Source organism: Flavobacterium ammonificans (assembly GCF_020885975.1).
GTDB classification, from domain to species: Bacteria; Bacteroidota; Bacteroidia; order Flavobacteriales; family Flavobacteriaceae; genus Flavobacterium; species Flavobacterium ammonificans.
Window position 1 is genome coordinate 1 of sequence record NZ_AP025183.1, and the last position, 23083, is coordinate 23083.

Below are 23083 nucleotides of genomic sequence, written 5' to 3' on the forward strand. Positions count from 1 at the left end.
AAATTTGTTCACATATTTGTTGTCCCAGAAAAATACAAGAATAGCCCCACCTTTTTTTGTAATAAAATAGTAACCAAACTTAAATAATTTAACCGAATATATGAACAAAACTGCTCAATCAGTATGGGAAAACTGTTTATCTTTTATCAAAGATAATATTCAAGACCAAGCCTACAAAACTTGGTTTGAACCAATCAAGTCAGTTGAGCTTACCGATAACGCATTATATATTCAAGTACCAAGTAAATTTTTCTACGAATGGCTAGAGGAACATTACGTTAAATTATTAAAAGTTGCACTTACCAAAGAACTCGGAAAAAACGCAAAGTTACTCTATAAAATTAAAATGGAGAACACTTATGGTAATAAACAGCCGTATACGGAACAATTACCAAGTGCTAACAGAGCGCAAATGAAACCGCAAGATGTTGATGCTCCATTAAAAAATTTAAACCCTGAACTTAAAAATCCGTTTGTAATTCCAGGTATTCGTAATTTAAAAATCGAATCTCAATTGAATGCCAACTATAGTTTTGACAATTTCTTAGAAGGAGATTCAAACCGATTGGCACGTTCTGCTGGTATGGCTGTAGCCAACAAACCAGGAGGGACATCTTTCAATCCGTTATTGATTTTTGGAGGAGTTGGTTTAGGAAAAACACACTTAGCCCATGCTATTGGTGTAGAAATTAAAGACAAATACCCTGAAAAAACAGTTTTGTATATTTCTGCTGAAATTTTCACGCAACAATATATTGACTCTGTTAAGAAAAATACTAGAAATGATTTTATTCATTTCTACCAATTGATTGATGTTTTAATCATTGATGATGTTCAATTCCTTTCTGGAAAATCAGGAACTCAAGATGTATTCTTCCATATTTTCAATTACTTACACCAAAACGGAAAACAAGTTATCTTGACTTCTGACAAGGCTCCTGTTGACATGCAAGACATTGAACAACGTTTATTGTCTCGTTTCAAATGGGGATTGTCTGCTGAATTGCACCAACCTGATTACGAAACTAGAGTTTCTATCTTAAAGAATATTCTGTATCGTGATGGTGTTGAAATGCCAGAAGAAATAATTGAATATGTTGCTCGTAATATCAAAACGAATGTTAGAGAATTAGAAGGTGCAATCATCTCTCTAATCGCTCAATCTTCTTTCAACAAAAAAGAAGTGACAATTGAATTAGCGAAAAGCATCGTAGAGAAATTCGTAAAGAATGTCAAACGCGAAATTTCTATCGATTATATTCAAAAAATTGTTTCCGACTATTTCCAATTGGACTTAGAAACACTACAATCAAAAACTAGAAAAAGACACGTTGTTCAAGCTAGACAATTAGCGATGTTTTTTGCTAAGAAATTTACCAAAGCTTCTTTAGCAAACATTGGTTCTCAAATTGGAGATCGCGACCACGCTACTGTATTACACGCTTGCAAAACTGTTGATAATCTAGTATCTACTGACAAACAATTCAAAAAGTTTGTTGAAGATATCCACAAAAAATTAACCTTATAGGCAGCAAATGTCCGTAAAAATCGTAATGGTTTGTTTGGGAAATATTTGTCGGTCGCCTTTGGCCGAAGGAATATTAGCTTCTAAATTACCTAAAGACAAATTTACTGTTGATTCTGCAGGTACTGGTTCTTGGCACATTGGCCAATCCCCTGACGAACGTTCCGTGGCCGTTGCCAAAAAAAACGGACTAGACATTTCCAACCAAAAAGGAAGACAATTCAGCAGTGCCGACTTTGATACTTTTGACTACATCTTTGTAATGGATAATTCCAATTATGACAATGTTATCGCTTTGGCGGAGACCAAAGAACAAAAAGAAAAGGTAACACTTATCATGAATGAATTACATCCGACACAAAACAAGGAAGTCCCTGATCCCTATTTTGGAATGCACAACGGATTTGACATTGTGTATGCTATGCTAGATGAAGTTTGTGAGGTTATTGCTCATAAATTGATTATTAAACATCAATAAACTCTATTTTTCCAAATCTAAAAATCACTGTTATGAATACAAAGACATCTTTAGGAAAACTGTATTTAATTCCGGTTACTATGGGAGAAAGCGATCCTATGGATGTATTACCTCAAACAGTAAAAAGAGCCATAAAGTTAATCGACTGTTATATAGTAGAAAATGAAAAAACAGCTCGTAAGTCTATCAAAGCAGTACTTCCCGAAAAAAAGCAGTCTGAACTTGTACTTTTCGCATTGAATAAACATACCGATGCGAAAGAACACCTTAGTTTTATCCAACCTTTGTTAGAAGGCAAAAACTTAGGATTAATGAGTGAAGCAGGTTGTCCTGGTGTAGCTGATCCTGGCGCAGTCATTGTAAAATTGGCTCACGAAAAAGGAATTCAAGTCATTCCACTTGTTGGACCTTCCTCTATTCTATTAGCTATGATGGCTTCAGGAATGAATGGACAGAGTTTTACTTTTAATGGGTATTTACCCATTGACAAAAGTGATAAAAAAACAGCACTGAAAAATTTAGAGAAATTGTCTTTTGACAAAAATCAATCGCAAATTTTTATTGAAACACCCTACCGCAACAATAAATTATTAGAAGATATTCTACAAGCCTTACAACCTTCGACACACCTCTGTATCGCAACTGATATTACCCTACCAACTGAATACATCAAAACTTTACGCGCTTCCGATTGGAAAAAGACAAAAGTAGATTTGCACAACCGACCTACAATTTTTATTATCCATAAATTTTAATTTGTCATAAAAATTTTAAGTATATTTCTTAAAATATTATGCGCGCATACTATTTATTGCTTATATTTACTTCATTAAACAAATGAAACTATGAGTTATACAGATAAAATGCTGCGCGATGACGCATTAAAAGGAAAAGTAATTGTGGTTACAGGTGGCGGAAGCGGTTTAGGTAAAGCTATGACTAAATATTTTTTGGAATTAGGAGCTAAAGTAGCCATTACTTCTCGTGATTTAGACAAACTAAAAAACACTGCTGCCGAATTAGAAACACAAACTGGCGGAACTTGTTTACCTATTCAATGTGACGTTCGTCATTATGAAGAAGTAGAAAACATGCTTCAAGAAACTTTGAAAGCTTTTGGCAAAGTCGACATTCTTTTGAATAATGCAGCAGGTAATTTCATTTCGCCTACAGAGCGTTTATCATCAAATGCATTTGACACCGTCATTGATATTGTTCTAAAGGGAACCAAAAACTGTACGCTCGCTTTTGGAAAGCATTGGATTGATACCAAACAAACTTCATCAACTGTACTTAACATTGTTACTACCTATGCTTGGACAGGTTCAGCTTATGTTGTACCAAGCGCCACTGCAAAAGCAGGAGTATTGGCTATGACAAAAAGTTTAGCCGTAGAATGGGCAAAATACGGGATTCGTACCAATGCCATTGCGCCAGGGCCATTTCCAACCAAAGGAGCTTGGGATCGATTATTACCAGGTGATTTAGCTGAAAAATTTGATATGGCTAAAAAAGTGCCACTAAAACGTGTGGGAGATCATCAAGAATTAGCCAATTTAGCTGCCTATTTAGTCTCTGACTTTTCTGCCTATATTAATGGAGAAGTAGTAGTCATAGACGGAGGTGAATGGCTGAAAGGCGCCGGACAATTTAATCTTTTAGAAGATATTCCTGCTGAAATGTGGGATATGCTTGAAATGATGATTAAAGCAAAGAAAAACAAATAAATCAAAACATTAAAAGAGCACTATTTTTAGTTGCTCTTTTTTTTATTCTGTAAAAAAATTAAATATATCAATTTAGCAAACATTTAGTAAAAAAGGAAATCACTCAGAATAAAATTCCTATTTTTGTTAGGTAAACATTATAATCACAATTTATGCTCATTATAGGAATTGCAGGAGGAACAGGAAGTGGAAAAACAACTGTAGTCAATCAAATCGTAAATGAATTACCAGAAACTGAAGTAGGAATTATTTCACAAGATTCTTATTATAAAGAGAATGTTGGAATGACTTATGAAGAAAGAGCTGCAATTAATTTTGATCATCCTAGATCAATAGATTTTGAGTTATTGGTAGAGCATCTTAAAGAATTAAAAGCAGGTAATAACATCAATCAACCCGTTTATTCTTTTGTTTCTCACAATAGAACAAGCGACACTGTTTTTACTCACCCCAGAAAAGTAATGGTTGTTGAAGGAATTTTAATTTTAACCAATCCCGAATTGAGAGACCTTTTTGATGTAAAAATTTATGTTCAAGCTGATCCAGATGAGCGTCTAATTCGTAGATTAAAAAGAGATATCGCAGATCGTGGTAGAGATATGAATGAAGTACTCAACAGATACCAAACTACTTTAAAACCAATGCACCAGCAATTTATTGAACCTACAAAAGCATTTGCCGATATTATCATCCCTAACGACAAATACAACACCGTAGCGATAGATGTAGTTCGTGCCGTAATTAATCAAAAATTAAACGTTTAATAAAATAATATTTATCTAAAATCCAATTGTAACACAATTTTATTTTGGAGCTTTTTCCCGCTTTACGTTACAATCCATTCTAAAAAGAATGGGATTTTCACTGCAATCGGGGCTAAAATATAGGAACAATGACAAATCCGCTTAAAAACAAATCTTGGTTTAAACTATTGAGCAACAAATACATTTTAGTATTAGTGTTTTTTACGGGCTGGATGCTTTTTTTAGACAACTATTCGTATTTCGATCATCGCTTCTTAGACAATCAAATCGACGAATTAGAAGACAATAAATCGTACTATCAAGAAGAAATCAAGAAAGACAAAAGGCATATAAAAGAACTCAAGAATATTGAATATGTTGAGAAATATGCACGTGAAAAATATTATATGAAGAAAGATAGTGAAGACATTTATATCATAGAGTTTGAAGGTGACAGCGCCATCAAAACAAAATAAATTATCTCTTCTATTTTTAATTCGAAACAACAACGCTAATGAAACCTCTTTTTACAAATTTCGCACCTGTTTCTGCCAAAGAATGGAAACAAAAAATTCAGTTTGAACTAAAAGGCGCTGATTACAATGAAATACTTATTTGGAATTCACCAGACGATATCAAGGTAAAACCATTTTACGATAAAGAAGATATAAAAGAAGTAATCTCAGTAACTACAAAAGCTTCTGAATTTAAAATTTGTCAAAATATTTTTGTCCACGACATCAATAAATCAATAGAACGTGCTTTAGATAGTTTGGCAAGAGGTGCTGAAAGTATTCGTTTCTCAATTGAAGACGAAACTATAGCTATTGAAAAATTACTAGAAAAATTACCTTTAGAAAGCACACCTATATTCTTTCATTTGAATTTTATTTCAATCGATTTCGTTCAAAAGATCGAATCAATTGCAACAAAAAGAAAAGCGGCTATCTATTGTAATATAGATCCGATTGGGCATTTAGCAAAAGAGGGGAATTGGTTCATTACCTCAGAAAAAAATAATTTTGAAACCCTAAATAATCTTGTCAAAAGAGGCAACTATCTTTCCCTGATTAGTGTAAATGGTGCTTTATATCAGAATTCTGGGGCTACTATTGTACAGCAAATTGCGTATACTTTAGCTCACACTAATGAGTATTTCAATCACATCGAACTTTCTAAGCCCCAAACTATGGTTTTAGAAATTGCCGTTGGAACCAATTACTTTTTTGAAATCGCTAAACTAAGAGCTATCCGATTACTTTTCAATTTGATTGCTAAGGAGTACAATCAAAATTGGAATTGTCATTTAGTCGTTACGCCTACCAGAAGAAATAAAACATTGTATGATTACAATGTGAATATGCTTCGTACAACTACTGAATGTATGAGCGCAATTCTTGGAGGTGCGGATACTATTGCGAATCTACCTTACGATGCTTTATATCACAAAGACAATGAATTTGGAGATCGAATAGCTCGAAACCAATTACTGATTCTAAAAAATGAAAGTTATTTTGATAAAGTAAACAATCCATCTGATGGAAGTTATTACATAGAAAGTTTGACACAGCAATTAGCTGATAAAGCTTTAGTATTATTTAAAGATATTGAAGCTAATGGAGGGTTTTTAAAGCAACTGAATGAAGGAATTATCAAAAGAAAAATTCAAGAAAGCGCCGATAAAGAACAAGATTTGTTTGATTCTGGAAAAGAAATTTTATTGGGAACCAATAAACACGCTAACAAAGATGATCGTATGAAACACGATTTGGAACTTTTCCCTTTTGTCAAAATTAAACCTAGGAAAACACTCATCACTCCTATTATTGAAAAGCGTCTCGCCGAGAAAATCGAACAAGAACGATTGGAAAAAGAGTAATTGTTTAGTATCCAAATACAATGTCAAATAGAAATTTGTCACCAAAAATGAAAAGAAAAGACCTGCAACATATTCAAATCAAATCTGTAGAAAAGCTAGAAAATGAAATCAAAGCAAAGGCTGAATTTCAAACTGCTGAAGGAATCGCTTTGAAGCAAACTTACACTGAACAAGATATTCAACAATTAGAGCATTTGGATTTTGGTGCTGGATTTGCGCCTAATTTACGTGGTCCTTATGCCACAATGTATGTTCGCCGCCCATGGACTGTTCGCCAATATGCAGGATTTTCTACAGCAGAAGAAAGTAATGCTTTTTACAGAAGAAATTTAGCTGCAGGCCAAAAAGGGCTTTCTATTGCTTTTGATTTACCCACACACCGTGGCTACGATTCAGATCACGAACGTGTTGTGGGCGATGTTGGAAAAGCCGGTGTAGCGATTGATTCTGTTGAAGACATGAAAGTCTTATTCAACCAAATTCCACTGGATGAAATGTCAGTTTCCATGACGATGAATGGTGCTGTGTTACCGATTATGGCTTTTTATATAGTAGCAGCCGAAGAACAAGGCGTATCTCCAGACAAACTTTCAGGTACAATTCAAAACGACATTTTGAAAGAGTTTATGGTTCGAAACACCTATATCTACCCTCCTACTCCTTCGATGAAAATCATCGCTGATATTTTTGAGTTTACGAGCAAAAATATGCCTAAATTTAACTCCATATCCATTTCGGGTTATCATATGCAAGAAGCCGGAGCTACTGCTGATATTGAGTTAGCATACACTTTAGCAGATGGTTTAGAATACATCCGAACTGGTTTAGCTGCAGGAATGAAGATAGATGAATTTGCACCGAGACTTTCTTTCTTTTGGGCAATTGGTATGAATCATTTTATGGAAATTGCAAAAATGCGAGCCGGACGAATGATTTGGGCTAAATTAGTACAACAATTCGAACCTAAAGACGACAAATCGCTAGCATTACGAACCCATTGTCAAACATCGGGTTGGAGTTTAACAGAGCAAGATCCATTCAATAACGTAGCTCGAACTTGTATTGAAGCAGCGGCGGCAGCTTTTGGCGGAACACAATCATTGCATACTAATGCGTTAGACGAAGCTATTGCTTTGCCTACTGATTTTTCTGCTAGAATTGCTCGAAACACACAGTTATATTTACAAGATGAAACTAAAATCACCAAAACTGTTGATCCTTGGGCTGGAAGTTATTATGTTGAAAATTTAACTAATGAAATTGCTCAGAGTGCCTGGAAATTAATTGAAGAGGTTGAAGAATTAGGCGGTATGACTAAAGCGATTGAGTCTGGAATCCCTAAACTTCGAATTGAAGAAGCTGCTGCTAGAAAGCAAGCTCGAATTGATAGCGGACAAGATATCATTGTAGGCGTAAACCAATACCGTTTAGAGAAAGAAGATCCGCTTCAAATTTTGGACGTAGATAATCAAATGGTGCGCAGACAACAATTGGAACAATTGGATCGTATTAAATCGACTCGAAATAATGAAAATGTTACAAAAAGTCTAGAAAAATTAATCCATTGTGCTAAATCAGGAGAAGGTAATTTATTAGAAATTGCTGTTGAAGCAGCCAGAAATAGAGCTACTTTGGGGGAAATTAGTGATGCTCTAGAAACTGTTTTTGGAAGATATAAAGCACAAATTAAATCGTTTAGCGGTGTGTATAGTAAAGAAATAAAAAACGACGAAAGTTTTGAAAAAGCAAAACAGTTAGCCAATGTTTTTGCCGAAAAAGAAGGTAGAAGACCTCGAATTATGATTGCTAAAATGGGACAAGACGGACATGATCGTGGCGCCAAAGTAGTAGCAACAGGTTATGCCGATGTAGGTTTTGATGTGGACATTGGTCCTTTATTTCAAACTCCTGCAGAAGCAGCAAAACAAGCCGTGGAAAATGATGTTCATATCCTAGGTGTATCATCTTTGGCTGCGGGTCACAAAACCTTAGTACCACAAGTGATTGAAGAACTTAAAAAATACGGCCGAGAAGATATTATGGTTGTGGTAGGAGGTGTTATTCCTGCACAAGATTACCAGTTCTTATTTGATGCTGGCGCAGTTGCAGTTTTTGGTCCTGGAACTAAAATTAGTGAAGCCGCTATTAAAATATTAGAAATTTTAATTGATTAATTTATACTATAAATGGCGGTCAAAATTGACCGCCATTTTATTTATAATTTAAATAATTACTAGATTGAAGCGTGTTTATCTGCTTCTATAAATGAAGTGTCATATCCACCAAATGCTTTCATATAACTAACAATTGAAGTTCCGTAAGCATCTCTGAAATAACGCTTTCCATTTGATCTAAAAAATCGTTTAACTGTTCTTACTCCTCCTAAATGTGCTGCAGCTAAAATCCCAGATTCTGTAATATGGATTCCATTAATAACAGTTCCGTCGTATTTTTCAATCTCTTTTCGGAGTAACCATTTGTTTTTAGCTAATAAGATTACAAAAGCTTTCTCTTGTAATTCTGGATTATTTAAAAAAGCTCTCGTATTGTAAATCCCAATGGTTCTTAAAGTACTTGAACCGAATTGATATTTTCCTAAATATCCTAAAGAATTGGTTCTTCTGTACTTTCCTTGCGACTCTTTAAAAGCAATAGCTTCTTTATAGCCTATGAAAAAATTTCCAGTGTAAGGAATATTTAGTTTTGCGTAATCTTCCTGGCGTTGTGAAGGGAAAAGATAGTAGGATTCATTTGATCCATCTGTTAGAAACCAGGGATTGGAATCTAAATTAAAAGGTTTAAAACCTAGGCTTAAAAAAGCAATAATCAGTAGTAAAGTGGAATAAAAATGCCATTTCTTTATCATAAATTGTTTTTCTTCTAAAGCTGTCACCCTCAGAAATTTCTACGGTACAAATATACAACAAAAAATACGGTGCTTAAAATCAGTGTATTAAAGTTTTGTTAAACGATTTATTAACAATTTAGAAACATACAAAACACCTAAGATTCAACAGAAGTAAAGGGTTTTAAAAAGAAAAAGAGAATTAAAACTTTAAACTCAATAAAAAAAGCGAAAATTATTTTCGCTTTTTTTATTTTATCTTTTCACACCCTGACTATTAATCCAATTGTAATATTTTTTGGCATTTTGTTCGTGTTCAGCTTGGGTTACGGCAAAATCATGATACCCAAAACGAGTTACGCTCGCGCAAAAATAAATGAAGTTGTGTTTTTCTGGATTCAAAACTGCCTCTATTGCAGAAATATCTGGCATTGCAATTGGACCTGGTGGTAAGCCAGCACTATAATAAGTGTTGTAAGGCGAAGCAACTTGTAAATCTTTATTCAAAACTCTTTTAATTACCTGCTTAAAGTCATTGGATTTCTTTTTAACTGCAAAAATTACGGTCGGGTCTGCTTGTAATAAAATACCTCTATGTAAACGATTCAAGTATACCCCTGCAATTCTAGGTCTTTCATCCTTTTTGACCGATTCTTTATGAACAATAGAAGCCAAAATAGTGGCCTCAATAGGAGTCAATCCTTGCGCTTTAGCTTTGGCTATTCGTTCATCACTCCAAAAATTACGGTATTCCTTAATCATTTTATCTCGGAATTTTACCGCTGTAGTATTCCAATACAATTCATAGGTATTCGGAATAAACATTGTTAAAACATTATCTTCATTAAATCCATTTTCTGCCAAAAAAGTTGCATCCTTAAAAACCGTCAATAATGAAAGACTATCTGCTTCTATTTCAGAGCCTATTCTTCCAGCAAAATCTTCCAAACGCTCTTGATTATTGAACGAGAGTTTTACTTCAGTATTGATTCGTAAAGCATTAATTAATTCGTTGCTATTCATTCCTTTCTTGAATAGGAACTTACCTGGCTTTACATTATTCGGATATTTCTTTTTATACGCAACAGCATCAAATCTTTCAATGTCATCTACATAAGGCGCAACAATTTTTTTAACTGATTCGTAATCCGAATCCGTTGGAATATAAACATACATTTCAGCTTCTTCAAATTTAGTATTTGAAGAGAAAATTTGGTTTACTAAAATTAAACCATAAATAATTAGACCTGAAATGAGAACAATAGTAACTGTAGTTATAGCTTTTTTAAAATTCAAAATAATACTTAATTTAAATTATTGATTTAGTAATTGAAATAGTGCTTCATCTTTAAACGTTCCATTTACTAGCGTCCAATCTTTTTTTACTCCTATTTCCTGGAAGCCAAATTTAGTAAAAAGTGCCAAACTAGCTAAATTATCTGTTGCAATATTTGCATACAATTGATGTAAATTCAAATTATGAAATGCATATTGAATCATCAAATGTAATGCTTCAGAACCAATATTTTTATTTCTATCATTTATAGACTGAATTACAATACCAATTCCAGCTCGTCTATTCTGAGGATCAAAGTCAAACAAATCGATTAGACCCAAAGCAGGAAAATCTTCGTCTTGGCATATAGCCAATCGCAATTGTTTAGCCTCATAAATATCTTGATGGGCATTCTCTAAATATTGTTTCACTAAAAACCTACTGTATGGCGTTTGAGTATTACTGACTTCCCAAATACTTTGGTCGTTCTCCATAGTATAAACAAACTCCAAATCATTAGGTTCTAATGCACGTAAATAGATATTTTTGCCTTTTAAGGTAATCATGTCTTGAATTTAAATTTCAATCGTTCCTTTATAAACAAACTCTGCAGGCCCTTTCAAAAATACGTTAGTATATTTTCCATTTTCAATATCAAATGAAACTGCTAATTTGCCACCTTCAACATTCAAATTAATAGCGTTTAAATTTGTTTGTCCAGTTGCATTCATAGCAATTGCAACTGCAGTTGCTCCTGTACCACAAGCTAAGGTTTCTCCCTCTACTCCTCTTTCATAGGTTCGCAAAGAAAAAGTGTTCTCGTTAATTTTTTTTACAAAATTGACATTACTACCTTCTTTACCATACAAGTCTCCATATCGAATGGTAGCACCATTTTCCTTGACATTGTAATTTTCTAGATCTGCTACCAATTGAACATGATGAGGAGAACCTGTATTCAAAAAAGAATATTCGGATGTATTTTTAATCTCAGTCACATCAATCATTTGTAATGATACAATATTCTCTTCAGAAACTGTCGCATAATGCAAACCATCCGAAGCAATAAATGTAGTCTCGTTTTGAATTATATTCAGTTTTTTTGCAAAAGCGACTAAACAGCGTCCACCATTACCACACATAGAACTCAAATTACCATCTGAATTGTAATACACCATTCTGAAATCGGTTTCGGAATCAGTATCCAACAAAATCAATCCATCGGCACCAATTCCAAAACGTCTGTCACACAAATGCGCAACTAATTCTGTGTTTTCTTTTGGGAAAATAGCAGTCCGATTGTCAATCATAACAAAATCGTTTCCCGTTCCTTGGTATTTATAAAATTCTAATTGCATAAATATAAATTATGAAACAAAAGTACGAACTATTAATGAAATGTTAATCACTGTTAAAGTGCGTTAAACTGTTTTTTACAAAAGAATTTCTATTATAAATTTACACGTAAATTTTAAACCAAAATCATTATGAATCGCTTTTCAAGTCTATTTTTAGTATCGCTTTTAAGTGGCGCTGTGACACTAAGTGCATACAAATTATTATTTGAACCTAATGGTTATTTTTCTAAAAACACCAACGGCCTGGTAACTGAAGCCTCAGATTTTTATGGAAAAAGGGTTGGGTATTCACCAGAGAATGTTGATTTTACCACCTCTGCTGAAAAAACTATTCATACAGTAGTTCACGTTAAAAATGTTTCAAGAAGAACCATTACCAATCCAATTATGGAATTCTTTTATGGGTATGGCGGTAGCCAACAACAAGAGCAAATTGGCACTGGATCAGGCGTAATTATCTCAGAGGATGGTTATATAGTAACTAATAACCACGTAGTAAAAGATGCTAACGAAATTGAAATTACTTTAAATAATAAAAAATCCTATAAAGCAAAACTTATTGGTACCGATTCTAAAATGGATATTGCTTTGCTTAAAATCAATGCCGATGAAAAATTACCATACACCGCTTTCGCCAATTCTGATTCAGTTAAAATTGGAGAATGGGTATTAGCTGTTGGAAATCCGTATAACTTAACTTCTACAGTTACTGCTGGAATTGTATCTGCGAAGGCACGAAATTTAGACACAAGCGGAATACAATCTTTTATTCAAACCGATGCGGCGGTGAACCCTGGAAATAGTGGTGGTGCATTAGTAAACACTCGTGGTGAATTAATTGGGATTAACACTATGATCAGTTCCCCAACTGGAAGTTACACCGGCTATTCATTTGCTGTTCCATCCAACATTGCACGAAAAATAATAGAAGATATTATGGAGTATGGCAATGTACAGCGAGGAATACTAGGAGTTGAAGGTGGCGAATTAAATTCAAAGTCGTCAAAAGAATTAGGTATATCTCAAACAGAAGGATTCTATGTAAATAAAGTAACCAAAAGATCTGGAGCAGAAAAAGCTGGACTTCAAAAAGGTGACGTTATTATAAAACTAGACAATCAATCGGTGGCAACTTTTGCAGATTTATCCGGTTATATCAATACCAAAAGACCTAATGACAAAGTAGCTGTTACAATAATTAGAGAAGGTAAAAATAAAGTAATACCTGTAATTCTAAGTAAGAACGATAATTTCAACACCGAGTTTAAAGGCCTCGAATTAGAAAATATTGATTCAAATGACAAAAAAAGATTCCGTTTGAATTATGGTGTGAAAATTAAAGCTATAACAAATGAGAATTTAAAAGCCTATGAAAGAGAACTTTTAGGCAATATTATTTTAAGTATTGATAATTTAAAGGCAACCGATATTGAAACTGTTTCTAAATTATTAAATAACAAAGAAGAAGGTCAAAGTATCCGCATCGAAATGATCAACCAGAACGGAGAAATTTTCAGAATTATTATTTAGTTTTACTTGTAGTTTTTTGAAAAAGCCATCTTGAAAATTCAAGATGGCTTTTTTATTAATTTTTCAATAAATAAATTTACGAAATCGATTGAAATTTTATATTTTTGCAAAATAAATAATTTTTAATCAGTAAAAAGGCATAATCAATACATTTTAATGAAAACCACACATTTATATCAAAAAGAAGTTACTCTACAAGCAGATAGAAGGCAAATAAGTGCCGAATTAATCAAAATAATTAGTGACTTATGGTACGAAAAATCAATAGAGATTGTTTTATTCAGAAACCAATTAATTGATAAGAATGTAAGTGAAATATTAAATCTACACGAATATGCTGGAGCTTTTGTTGGAAAACCAATATCCATTTTTCATTCTATTGATATTGCCCGTGCTTTATCAGAAATTCAATTACCACCATCCAAATTGGATCTTGGAAAACTAACCTACGAGTTTAGTTTAGAAGAAGATAAATACCCAAATGCAAGGTATTTTGTAATGGAGAAGTTAAAAAAAGCTAAATCATCTAAAGAAATAAAACCAAAAGATGTAGTTCTCTATGGTTTTGGAAGAATTGGAAGGCTTTTAGCACGTGAGTTGGTTTCGAAAACAGGAAAAGGCGATCAACTTCGATTAAGAGCCATTGTGGTTCGTGAAAAAAATGACGCAATTACACTAGAAAAAAGGGCTTCTCTATTACGATATGATTCTATACATGGAGATTTTATGGGTTCTGTAGTTGCAGATACTGAAAATAATGCTCTAATTATCAATGGTACAACTGTACATGTTATATCTGCTAGTAGTCCTGAAGAAATAGATTACACAAAATGGAATATAAAAAATGCTTTAGTAATAGATAATACTGGCGCATTTACAACGCAAGAAGCGTTAAGTCGTCACTTAAAATCTAAAGGAGCGCATAAAGTATTGCTAACAGCTCCAGGAAAAGGAGTTCCTAATATTGTTCATGGAGTAAATCAAAACGAATACAATCCTGACGAGATTGATATTTTTTCAGGTGCTTCTTGCACCACCAATGCAATAACGCCTATTTTAAAAGTAATAGAAGATTCTTTAGGCATTGTAAAAGGTCATTTAGAAACGATTCATGCCTATACCAATGATCAAAATTTAGTTGACAATATGCACAAAAAATACCGCCGTGGTCGTGCAGCTGCATTAAATATGGTGATTACAGAAACGGGAGCTGGAACAGCGGTAGCTAAGGCTATCCCTTCTTTGGATGGAAAATTAACTTCAAATGCCATACGAGTTCCAGTACCCAACGGTTCTTTGGTAGTATTAAATTTAGAGGTTAATCAAACTACCACTATAGAAACTGTTAATGCAATTATTAAGAAATCTGCTTTAGAAGGTGAATTAGTTGAACAGATAAAATATTCGTTAAATAATGAATTAGTTTCAACTGATATTGTTGGAACCTCTGCACCATCGATTTATGATAGTAACGCAACAATTGTTTCTAAAGATGGTAAAAATATTGTGTTATACATTTGGTATGACAATGAATATGGTTACAGTCATCAAGTAATTCGTTTAGCTAAATACATTGCTAAAGTAAGACGATTTACTTATTATTAATACTCAGCTTTTTGTTATAGTTTTTAGTTTTTTAGTTTGTTTTCTTTAAGCTGAGTTATTTTAAAATCCGTTTCGAATTTGAAACGGATTTTATATTTAAGAAATTGGCATAACTGTAGTCGACTTTACTTCCGAGATAATAAAGAAACTGTTAATCAAAGACACTTCAGGTAAAACAGATAATTTTTGTTGGTGAAAATAATGATAACTATCCATGTCAGCCAAAACCACTTTGAGTAAGTAGTCAAAATTACCCGAAACAAAATTACATTCCACTACTTCAGGCATATTTAGAATAGACTTGTTAAACTCTTCAGAAACATCGTGAGTTTGTTTCACCAAGGTAACTTGACAATAAACCGTTAAATGAATCCCTAGTTTCTTTTTGTTTACGATGGATACATATTTTTCAATAACCCCTTCCTTTTCTAAACGTTTGACTCGATCATGAACAGGAGTTAAGGACAAATTGATTTTATTTGAAATATCTTTTAAAGTCAAATGTGCATCTTCTTGTAATAACCTAAGTATTTTTTTATCAATGGTGTCGATAGTCATAATAATTATGTAATAAAATTAAACTTGATTCAGTAAGTAGTTATTTTTTCTTTTTACTACTACTTAATAGAATATATAAAGAAAAATAAATAATTAATTTATAATATAAAAGAAAAAAATACTAAATTATATCCAATATTACAATAATTTTTTCTTAATCAATACATTTGTTAATCAATTTTAGAACTAACTTTTAAAAACTACAATTTATGATAATAGGTGTTCCAAAAGAAATCAAAAACAATGAAAATCGTGTTGCACTTACTCCTGCTGGAGTAGCTGAATTTAAAAAGCACGGTCACCAAATTTATATTCAATCAACCGCTGGAGAAAATAGTGGTTTTAATGATGTTGCTTATGTAAATGCTGGAGCGCAAATTTTGCCAACTATTGAAGCTGTTTACGAAATTGCCGAAATGATTATCAAGGTAAAAGAACCAATAGCTTCTGAATATCCTTTGATTAAAAAAGACCAATTGGTGTTTACCTATTTTCACTTTGCTTCCTCTGAACCATTAACTAAAGCAATGATTGAACGCGATGCAATTTGTTTGGCTTACGAAACCGTAGAAAAAACAGACCGCAGTTTGCCTTTATTAGTGCCAATGTCTGAAGTTGCCGGAAGAATGTCTATTCAAGAAGGTGCCAAATATTTAGAGAAACCTATGCAAGGAAAAGGAATTCTTTTAGGAGGAGTTCCAGGTGTAAACCCTGCAAAAGTAGTTGTCTTAGGAGGTGGTATCGTAGGAACTCAAGCAGCTAAAATGGCGGCTGGTTTTGGTGCCAATGTTACAATTATGGATGTAAGCTTAGCGCGTTTGCGTTATTTATCGGATATAATGCCACCTAATGTAACCACATTAATGTCTAACCATTATAATATTTGTGATGCGATTGCAAATGCTGATTTAGTAATCGGAGCCGTGTTAATTCCTGGAGCAAAAGCACCTCATTTGATCACAAAAGACATGTTAAAATTAATGAGTCCAGGCACTGTTGTAGTGGATGTTGCTGTGGATCAAGGAGGTTGTATTGAAACTTGTACACCAACAACTCATGAAAATCCGACTTTTATTATTGATGGAATAGTTCACTATTGTGTAGCTAATATGCCAGGAGCAGTACCTTACACATCTACCTTAGCTTTGACTAATGCTACCTTGCCATACGCAATTCAATTGGCAAACAAAGGATGGAAAAAAGCGTGTTCTGAAAATGAAGAATTGAAAAAAGGATTAAATATCGCCAATGGTAAAATTGTTTACCAAGGAGTTGCTGAAGCATGGGGATTGCCTTATGAAGAAGTAAGTAGTATTTTATAAAATATTAAGTTCCCCACATAATCCAAAAAGCCGGCTTGAATCTACAAGCCGGCTTTTCTATTTATTTTAAACACAATTTATTCCTTAGGTTTTGTAAAATAGTAAATCGGTATTCCAGTCAACATAATTAATACACCCCAACCACAAGTTGAAAATTTAGTGAACAATAATGAAACACAAACTGCCGAAGCAATCAAAATATAGAGCATTGGTAAGAATGGATAACCAAAAGCTTTATAAGGCCTCTCAACATCTGGCATTTTCTTACGAAGTATAAAAATTCCATAAATAGTAAGAATATAGAATATTAAAACTATTATAATTACAAAGTCTAATAAATCTCCATACTTCCCCGTTAAACATAAAAGCGAAGCCCAAACGCATTGTACCCAAAGCGCCCATTCTGGAACACTAGCCGAATTTAAATTGGCTGCCTTTTTCAAAAAAAGACCATCTTTAGCCATCGTGTAATAAACTCTAGCACCTGCCATAATCAAACCATTATTACAAGCAAATGTGGAAATCATAATCATTACAGCAATAATAATTGTTCCCATATCCCCAAAAGTATATTGCGAGGATACTACTGCTACTCGATCGGATTTAGCAGTTGCAATTTCTTCAAGAGGAATTACTGCTAAATACATTAAATTAGTTAATACATAAATAATAGTAACTATAAAAGTTCCAAGAAACAAACTCAAACCTACATTGCGTTTTGGATTTTTAATTTCTCCAGCAATAAAAGTTACTCCATTCCAGGCATCACTCGAAAACAAAGACCCAACCATAGCTGCAGAAATACCAGTTAACAAAGCAGTTCCACCTATTGGCAACCACGAACCAGTATCGGAATTAAATGAACGTGTATTCCAGGCGTCAGACCAATTCGCATTCCAAACTTCTGCTTTTGCAGCTAACAACAATCCGAAAATTATCAAACCAAATAAAGACAGAATTTTAATAACAGTCAAAATTGTTTGTAATGTTTTACTATTCTTAACGCCTCTGCTATTAACATAAGTAAGCAAAACAATTGTGATTATTGATACAATTTGAGCTGCATTTAATTGAAACGAACTAAATTCAAATAGTATATTTTCATCACTAAGCGAAGGAATTAAATACGCTGCAAATTTGGAAAAACCAACACCAACAGCCGCAATGGTTCCTGTTTGAATAACTGCGAAGAAACTCCAACCGTATAAAAAAGCAATTAATTTATTATAAGCCTCTTTTAAATATACATATTGCCCACCCGCCTTTGGAAACATCGCACTCAACTCTCCATAACTTACCGCAGCAATCATTGTTATAATTCCAGAAATCAACCAAATTAAAGTTAGCCAACCTGCCGATCCAACCTGTCTTGCAATGTCAGCACTCACAATAAAAATCCCAGATCCTATCATTGAACCTACGACTAACATTGTTCCGTCTAATAATCCTAATTCGCGCTTAAAATCTTCAGGTTGATTTTCTTTCATATTTATATTTATAGGTTTTGGTTAAATTTTGGTTGGTTAAAGATATACATTTTTTCAAAAAAATATTTCTAACAAATTAAACTAAGTATTATGCCATAAAAAAACTCCTCAAATGAGGAGTTTTTTTATGGTATTTACTGCTGAAGCACCCTATTTATTTGAGTAAAATTCTTCTCATAATACTTTTCTTTTGTAGATGATATTATTACACCGCCATGAGTAGCAGAGTGAATGAATTTTATTTCGCCATCATTTACCTCAACTATCATCCCAACATGGTTAATTTGATTAGCTCCTCTAGTCTTGAAGAATATCAAGTCACCTTTTTGAGCTTGATTAGGATCGACTACAGTACCAATGGTAGCCATCTGATGTGAGGATCTAGGTAATTTAATATCCAGAGAACTAAAAGTAGCATACATTAAACCGGAGCAGTCAAAACCATTTTTTGAAGTTCCTCCTGAACGGTATCTTGATCCTAAATTATCTGATGCCATTCGAATTAATTCATCAGCAAGTTCCTCGCTTGTATTCCACTTAGCTAAACTACTCGCAATGGTTATATTCTCATGATTTGCATCTGTTTGATTCGTCGTTTCAGCAATTAATTTAGTATCATCTGAAACTTCTTCTTGAATCGCTTTTGAACCAACAATTTTCAATTTAGCGCCAACATATAAATTTTTAGCAATAGAAGGATTCTGTATTTCTAATTCCGAAACCGAAATTCCATACTTTTTAGCAATTCCATATTTAGTTTCTTTTGGAAGCACTTCATGCGAAATAGTCGCTACATTTTCTTCAATTGCTTCCTTTTTAACTGTTACAACTTCCTCTTTGACTTTGGAATTTTCTTGAACTCCAATTGATTTTCCTGGCACAGTCTCAATTGGCTTTACAACTGAAGTAACTGCTGCAACACCTTCTTTTATGGGAATCACGATTTTCTGTCCCACCTTTAGGGCTTCCTTTTCTAATATCGGATTAGCTTTATCCAGATCAGTTACTGAAATTCCATATTGTTTTGCTATTCCGAATTTTGTTTCAGATGCTAGAACTTGATGGATTGTTATTTCTGATTGTTTAGTTTGAGGTAAAGAAACACTCTTTTCTTTTTTTTCTTTTAGAACTACTTCTTTTATGGGTTCTAATTTTGATGTTTCTTTCGTATTCTCTTTAACAATCTTCGAAATTACTTTAGAAGGTATTTTTATTTTTTGTCCTGCCTTTAAACCCGTTTCTACTAATTCTGGATTGGCAGTATTTAGATCTTCTAAAGAAACCTCATATTGTTTTGCAATACCAAATAAAGTCTCTTTAGGCTGAACTTCGTGTGTGTTTTCAACAATTACAGTTTTTGATTCTGTTTTTGATTTAATACCCTTAGATGTCGTACGTGGTATTAAAATAATGGATTCTATTTTTAATGTTCGACTGCAATCCGGGTTAAGTTCATAAATAGCACTAGGTTCTATTTTATATTTCTGAGCAATGGCAGTGATTGTTTCTCCTTTTTTTACAGTATGTTTTATCAACTTCTCTTGAGAAAAAACCAACGAAGAATTAACAAGTGTAAAAATAAATAATAATAGGTAGTATTTCATTTGTTCATTAATTTTCATCTCAATTCAAATTCTAAAATTTAAATAGCTACGCATTGAAAAAAACGTTAATGAGATTATTTTAAGGACTACAAAGGTAGGCCTTTTTACTAACTTAATAAGTTAATGCAATTATAAAATTGTTTAACACTAAATACAAAAGCCATTTCAAATTAATCAGTTCTCAATTGAAAAGTAGGTTGCTTACAAAAAAAGCCTAAGATAAACTTAGGCTTTTTATTAGTTATAACATCATTAAATGTTATCCAACAAGTAATTTATGAGAAGGTGCAAACTTAGTTAAGTTAATTCCTTCCACTGCTTTTTTGTACTCTTCTATAGAAGGCGTTCTTCCTAAAACTGTTGACAAAACTACAACTGGAGTAGAAGACAACAATGACTCTCCTTTTTTCTCAGCAGAATCTTCTACTACTCTTCCTTGGAACAAACGAGTAGAAGTTGCCATAACGGTATCTCCTTTAGAAGCTTTCTCTTGGTTACCCATACAAAGGTTACAACCCGGACGCTCTAAATACAACATATTTTCATACTCTGTACGTGCAGCTCCTTTAGGGGCATTATCATCAAATTCAAATCCTGAATATTTTTGCAATACTTCCCAATCGCCTTCCGCTTTTAATTCGTCAACAATATTGTACGTTGGTGGCGCAACTACTAAAGGTGCTTTAAATTCCACTTTACCTTCTTGTTTTTCAATATTTTTAAGCATTTGAGCTAATATTTTCATATCGCCTTTGTGCACCATACAAGATCCGATAAATCCTAAATCTACTTTTTTAGTTCCTCCATAAAAAGAAAGAGGTCTAATGGTATCGTGCGTATATCGTTTAGAAACATCTTTATTATTTACATCTGGATCAGCAATCATAGGCTCATTGATAATATCTAAGTCTATTTCTACCTCAGCATAATATTTTGCATTAGCATCAGGACGTAAAGCAGGTTTATCCCCTGTTTTAATCTCTTCAATTCGCTTATTAGCTTTATTGATAAGACCTTGAAGCACTTTAGTAGCATTATCCATTCCCTTATCAATCATGATTTGGATTCTACCTTTGGCAATTTCCAATGATTCAATCAAGGTATCATCTTCTGAAATACAGATAGACGCTTTTGCTTTCATTTCGGCAGACCAATCCGTAAATGTAAAGGCTTGATCAGCTGTTAAGGTTCCAATATGTACTTCGATAATTCTGCCTTGGAACACGTTTTCGCCTCCAAATTTATGTAGCATTTGCGCCTGAGTAGCATGAACCACATCACGGAAATCCATATACGATTTCATAGTTCCTTTGAAGGTAACCTTTACCGATTCTGGAATTGGCATTGATGCCTCACCTGTAGCTAAAGCCAATGCTACAGTCCCTGAGTCAGCTCCAAAAGCTACCCCTTTTGACATTCTTGTATGCGAGTCACCACCAATGATGATAGCCCAGTCATCAACAGTAATATCGTTCAGTACTTTATGAATAACGTCTGTCATTGCGTGGTAAACACCTTTCGGGTCACGAGCGGTAATCAATCCGAAATCATTCATGAATTGCATTAATTTTGGAATATTAGCTTGTGCTTTTTTATCCCAAACTGAAGCAGTATGACATCCTGATTGGTAGGCTCCGTCAACAATTGGCGAAATCACTTTGGCTGCCATAGATTCTAATTCTTGAGCAGTCATTAATCCTGTTGTATCTTGCGAACCAACAATATTTACTTCTACACGAACATCTGAACCAGCATGTAATACTTTGCCTGGAGTATTTCCAACTGCATTTTTATTGAATATTTTTTCAACAGCCGTAAGTCCTTGTCCTGGATTTGAAACCTCTTTTGAAGGCGCAAAAACAGTAGGAATATCAATTCCTAAAACTTTACAAGCAAATGTTTGAATTTTTTTACCAAAAACAATAGCATAAGATCCACCCGCTTTGATAAACTCTATTTTTTGTGGCGTAAATGATCTTGAAATGTCAATCAATTCTTGATCGCCATTGTATAATTTTTTAGTTTTTGTATTAATCGTTAAAACAGTACCTGTAGCAACAGAGTATACTTGCTCTAATACGGTTTCTCCATTTTCATCGCGAACTAATTCACCATTGGCATCCGTTTTCTTAACCCAGTTTTTTAGATCAATTCCAATACCTCCTGTTACATCAACAGTAGTTAAGAAAATTGGAGAAATACCATTAGTCCCCCCAACAATTGGTGCAATATTTACAAATGGAATATACGGACTAGCTTGCTTTCCTGTCCAAAGTGCCACGTTGTTCACTCCAGACATTCTAGAAGATCCAACACCCATTGTTCCTTTTTCAGCGATTAACATCACACTTTTATCTGGATGTTGCGCTTGAAGGGCTTGAATCTCTTGTTGTGCTTGAGGCGTAATCATACATTTACCATGCAATTCTCGATCTGAACGCGAGTGCGCTTGATTACCGGGTGATAATAAATCCGTTGAAATATCTCCTTCTCCAGCAATAAAAGTAACTACTTTGATTTCTTCTGCAATTTCAGGCAATTTTGTAAAAAACTCCGCTTTTGCATAGCTTTCTAAAATAGCTGCAGCTGTAGCATTCCCATTTGTGTATGCTTCTTTCAATCGAGCCGTGTCAGCATCATAAAGATACACTTGTGTTTTAAGCACATCTGCTGCTTGTTTTGCAATAGCGACATCATTACCTAAAGCCAAATCAAGTAAAACTTCAATAGAAGTTCCACCTTTCATATGAGACAATAATTCAAATGCAAAATCAGGAGTAATTTCATTAACTATTTCTTTTCCAAGAATAATATCTTTTAAGAAATAGGCTTTTTTACCAGCAGCACTTGTGGTTCCTGGTAATGTATTGTATATGAAAAAGTTGAGACAATCTTTTCTGTTCGGCGAATTTACATCTTTAATCTGTAAGATAATTTCACTTAGTAGATCTGCACTATCAATTGGTTTTGGGTGTAATCCTTGACCTTTACGTTCTTCAATTTCTTTGATGTAGTCATTGTAAAGATGCATTGTATTATCTAAACTCATAATATATTTGTTATAATTATTTTTCTATCACAAATTTAAGTATTCTCGACGAGAATTAAAAATAATTTAACAAAAGTCGGGATACTAACAATTATTA

19 protein-coding genes are annotated in these 23083 nt (G+C 33.5%); 11 read left to right on the top strand and 8 right to left on the bottom strand.

What is annotated here, in order from left to right; translation table 11 throughout:
- Positions 1-100 precede the first annotated feature (100 nt).
- The 8 genes from dnaA to scpA all read left to right on the top strand — a co-directional run bounded on the left by dnaA (position 101) and on the right by scpA (position 8526).
- Positions 101-1528, top strand: a complete 1428-nt coding sequence (dnaA, locus tag LPC23_RS00005; protein WP_229317207.1) for a chromosomal replication initiator protein DnaA — start codon at positions 101-103, stop codon at positions 1526-1528.
- Between the two features lie 7 nt (positions 1529-1535).
- Positions 1536-2003, top strand: coding sequence for a low molecular weight protein-tyrosine-phosphatase (locus tag LPC23_RS00010; protein ID WP_229330077.1), 468 nt, complete (start codon positions 1536-1538; stop codon positions 2001-2003).
- A 32-nt stretch (positions 2004-2035) separates the two neighbouring features.
- Positions 2036-2758: an SAM-dependent methyltransferase gene (locus LPC23_RS00015; RefSeq protein WP_229330079.1), complete on the top strand. Its 723-nt coding sequence runs from the start codon at positions 2036-2038 to the stop codon at positions 2756-2758.
- Positions 2759-2848: 90 nt separating this feature from the next.
- Positions 2849-3730: an SDR family oxidoreductase gene (locus LPC23_RS00020; RefSeq protein ID WP_229330081.1), complete on the top strand. Its 882-nt coding sequence runs from the start codon at positions 2849-2851 to the stop codon at positions 3728-3730.
- A 152-nt stretch (positions 3731-3882) separates the two neighbouring features.
- Complete coding sequence (gene udk / locus LPC23_RS00025) at positions 3883-4494, top strand: uridine kinase (RefSeq protein ID WP_229325265.1); 612 nt, start codon at positions 3883-3885, stop codon at positions 4492-4494.
- A 128-nt stretch (positions 4495-4622) separates the two neighbouring features.
- Positions 4623-4949, top strand: a complete 327-nt coding sequence (locus LPC23_RS00030) for an FtsB family cell division protein (protein WP_229325268.1) — start codon at positions 4623-4625, stop codon at positions 4947-4949.
- A 38-nt stretch (positions 4950-4987) separates the two neighbouring features.
- Entirely contained in the window at positions 4988-6352 is a 1365-nt protein-coding gene (locus LPC23_RS00035) for a methylmalonyl-CoA mutase subunit beta (protein ID WP_229330083.1), read from the top strand.
- Between the two features lie 47 nt (positions 6353-6399).
- Positions 6400-8526 (top strand): methylmalonyl-CoA mutase, encoded by a 2127-nt coding sequence (gene scpA, locus LPC23_RS00040; RefSeq protein WP_229330085.1) that lies wholly within the window; start codon positions 6400-6402, stop codon positions 8524-8526.
- A gap of 59 nt (positions 8527-8585) precedes the next feature.
- Here the strand turns inward: scpA and LPC23_RS00045 are convergent, their stop codons facing one another.
- The 4 genes from LPC23_RS00045 to dapF all read right to left on the bottom strand — a co-directional run bounded on the left by LPC23_RS00045 (position 8586) and on the right by dapF (position 11831).
- Complete coding sequence (locus LPC23_RS00045; protein WP_229330087.1) at positions 8586-9218, bottom strand: peptidoglycan-binding protein LysM; 633 nt, start codon at positions 9216-9218, stop codon at positions 8586-8588.
- A gap of 234 nt (positions 9219-9452) precedes the next feature.
- Positions 9453-10493, bottom strand: a complete 1041-nt coding sequence (mltG, locus tag LPC23_RS00050) for an endolytic transglycosylase MltG (RefSeq protein ID WP_229330089.1) — start codon at positions 10491-10493, stop codon at positions 9453-9455.
- An 18-nt stretch (positions 10494-10511) separates the two neighbouring features.
- Positions 10512-11039, bottom strand: a complete 528-nt coding sequence (locus LPC23_RS00055; protein WP_229330091.1) for a GNAT family N-acetyltransferase — start codon at positions 11037-11039, stop codon at positions 10512-10514.
- A gap of 9 nt (positions 11040-11048) precedes the next feature.
- Positions 11049-11831 carry a diaminopimelate epimerase gene (gene dapF, locus LPC23_RS00060; protein ID WP_229330093.1) on the bottom strand — a complete coding sequence of 261 codons (783 nt, stop codon included), beginning with the start codon at positions 11829-11831 and terminating at the stop codon, positions 11049-11051.
- 129 nt (positions 11832-11960) lie between these two features.
- Between dapF and LPC23_RS00065 the strand changes: the two genes are divergently transcribed.
- Positions 11961-13361: a Do family serine endopeptidase gene (locus LPC23_RS00065; RefSeq protein ID WP_229325282.1), complete on the top strand. Its 1401-nt coding sequence runs from the start codon at positions 11961-11963 to the stop codon at positions 13359-13361.
- A gap of 156 nt (positions 13362-13517) precedes the next feature.
- Positions 13518-14966 (top strand): glyceraldehyde-3-phosphate dehydrogenase, encoded by a 1449-nt coding sequence (locus LPC23_RS00070; RefSeq protein WP_229330095.1) that lies wholly within the window; start codon positions 13518-13520, stop codon positions 14964-14966.
- A gap of 96 nt (positions 14967-15062) precedes the next feature.
- Here LPC23_RS00070 and LPC23_RS00075 read toward each other — a convergent pair whose 3' ends face one another.
- Positions 15063-15524, bottom strand: a complete 462-nt coding sequence (locus tag LPC23_RS00075) for an Lrp/AsnC family transcriptional regulator (protein ID WP_229325287.1) — start codon at positions 15522-15524, stop codon at positions 15063-15065.
- Between the two features lie 209 nt (positions 15525-15733).
- Between LPC23_RS00075 and ald the strand changes: the two genes are divergently transcribed.
- Positions 15734-16846, top strand: coding sequence for an alanine dehydrogenase (ald, locus tag LPC23_RS00080; protein WP_229330097.1), 1113 nt, complete (start codon positions 15734-15736; stop codon positions 16844-16846).
- 77 nt (positions 16847-16923) lie between these two features.
- On the opposite strand, the gene LPC23_RS00085 is transcribed toward ald, so the two are convergent.
- The 3 genes from LPC23_RS00085 to LPC23_RS00095 all read right to left on the bottom strand — a co-directional run bounded on the left by LPC23_RS00085 (position 16924) and on the right by LPC23_RS00095 (position 22968).
- Positions 16924-18333: an APC family permease gene (locus tag LPC23_RS00085; RefSeq protein WP_229330099.1), complete on the bottom strand. Its 1410-nt coding sequence runs from the start codon at positions 18331-18333 to the stop codon at positions 16924-16926.
- 134 nt (positions 18334-18467) lie between these two features.
- Positions 18468-19937: a peptidoglycan endopeptidase gene (locus tag LPC23_RS00090; RefSeq protein WP_229330101.1), complete on the bottom strand. Its 1470-nt coding sequence runs from the start codon at positions 19935-19937 to the stop codon at positions 18468-18470.
- 259 nt (positions 19938-20196) lie between these two features.
- A complete protein-coding gene (locus LPC23_RS00095) occupies positions 20197-22968 on the bottom strand; it encodes a bifunctional aconitate hydratase 2/2-methylisocitrate dehydratase (RefSeq protein WP_229331593.1) in 2772 nt (923 codons plus the stop codon).
- Between the last annotated feature and the right edge of the window lie 115 nt (positions 22969-23083).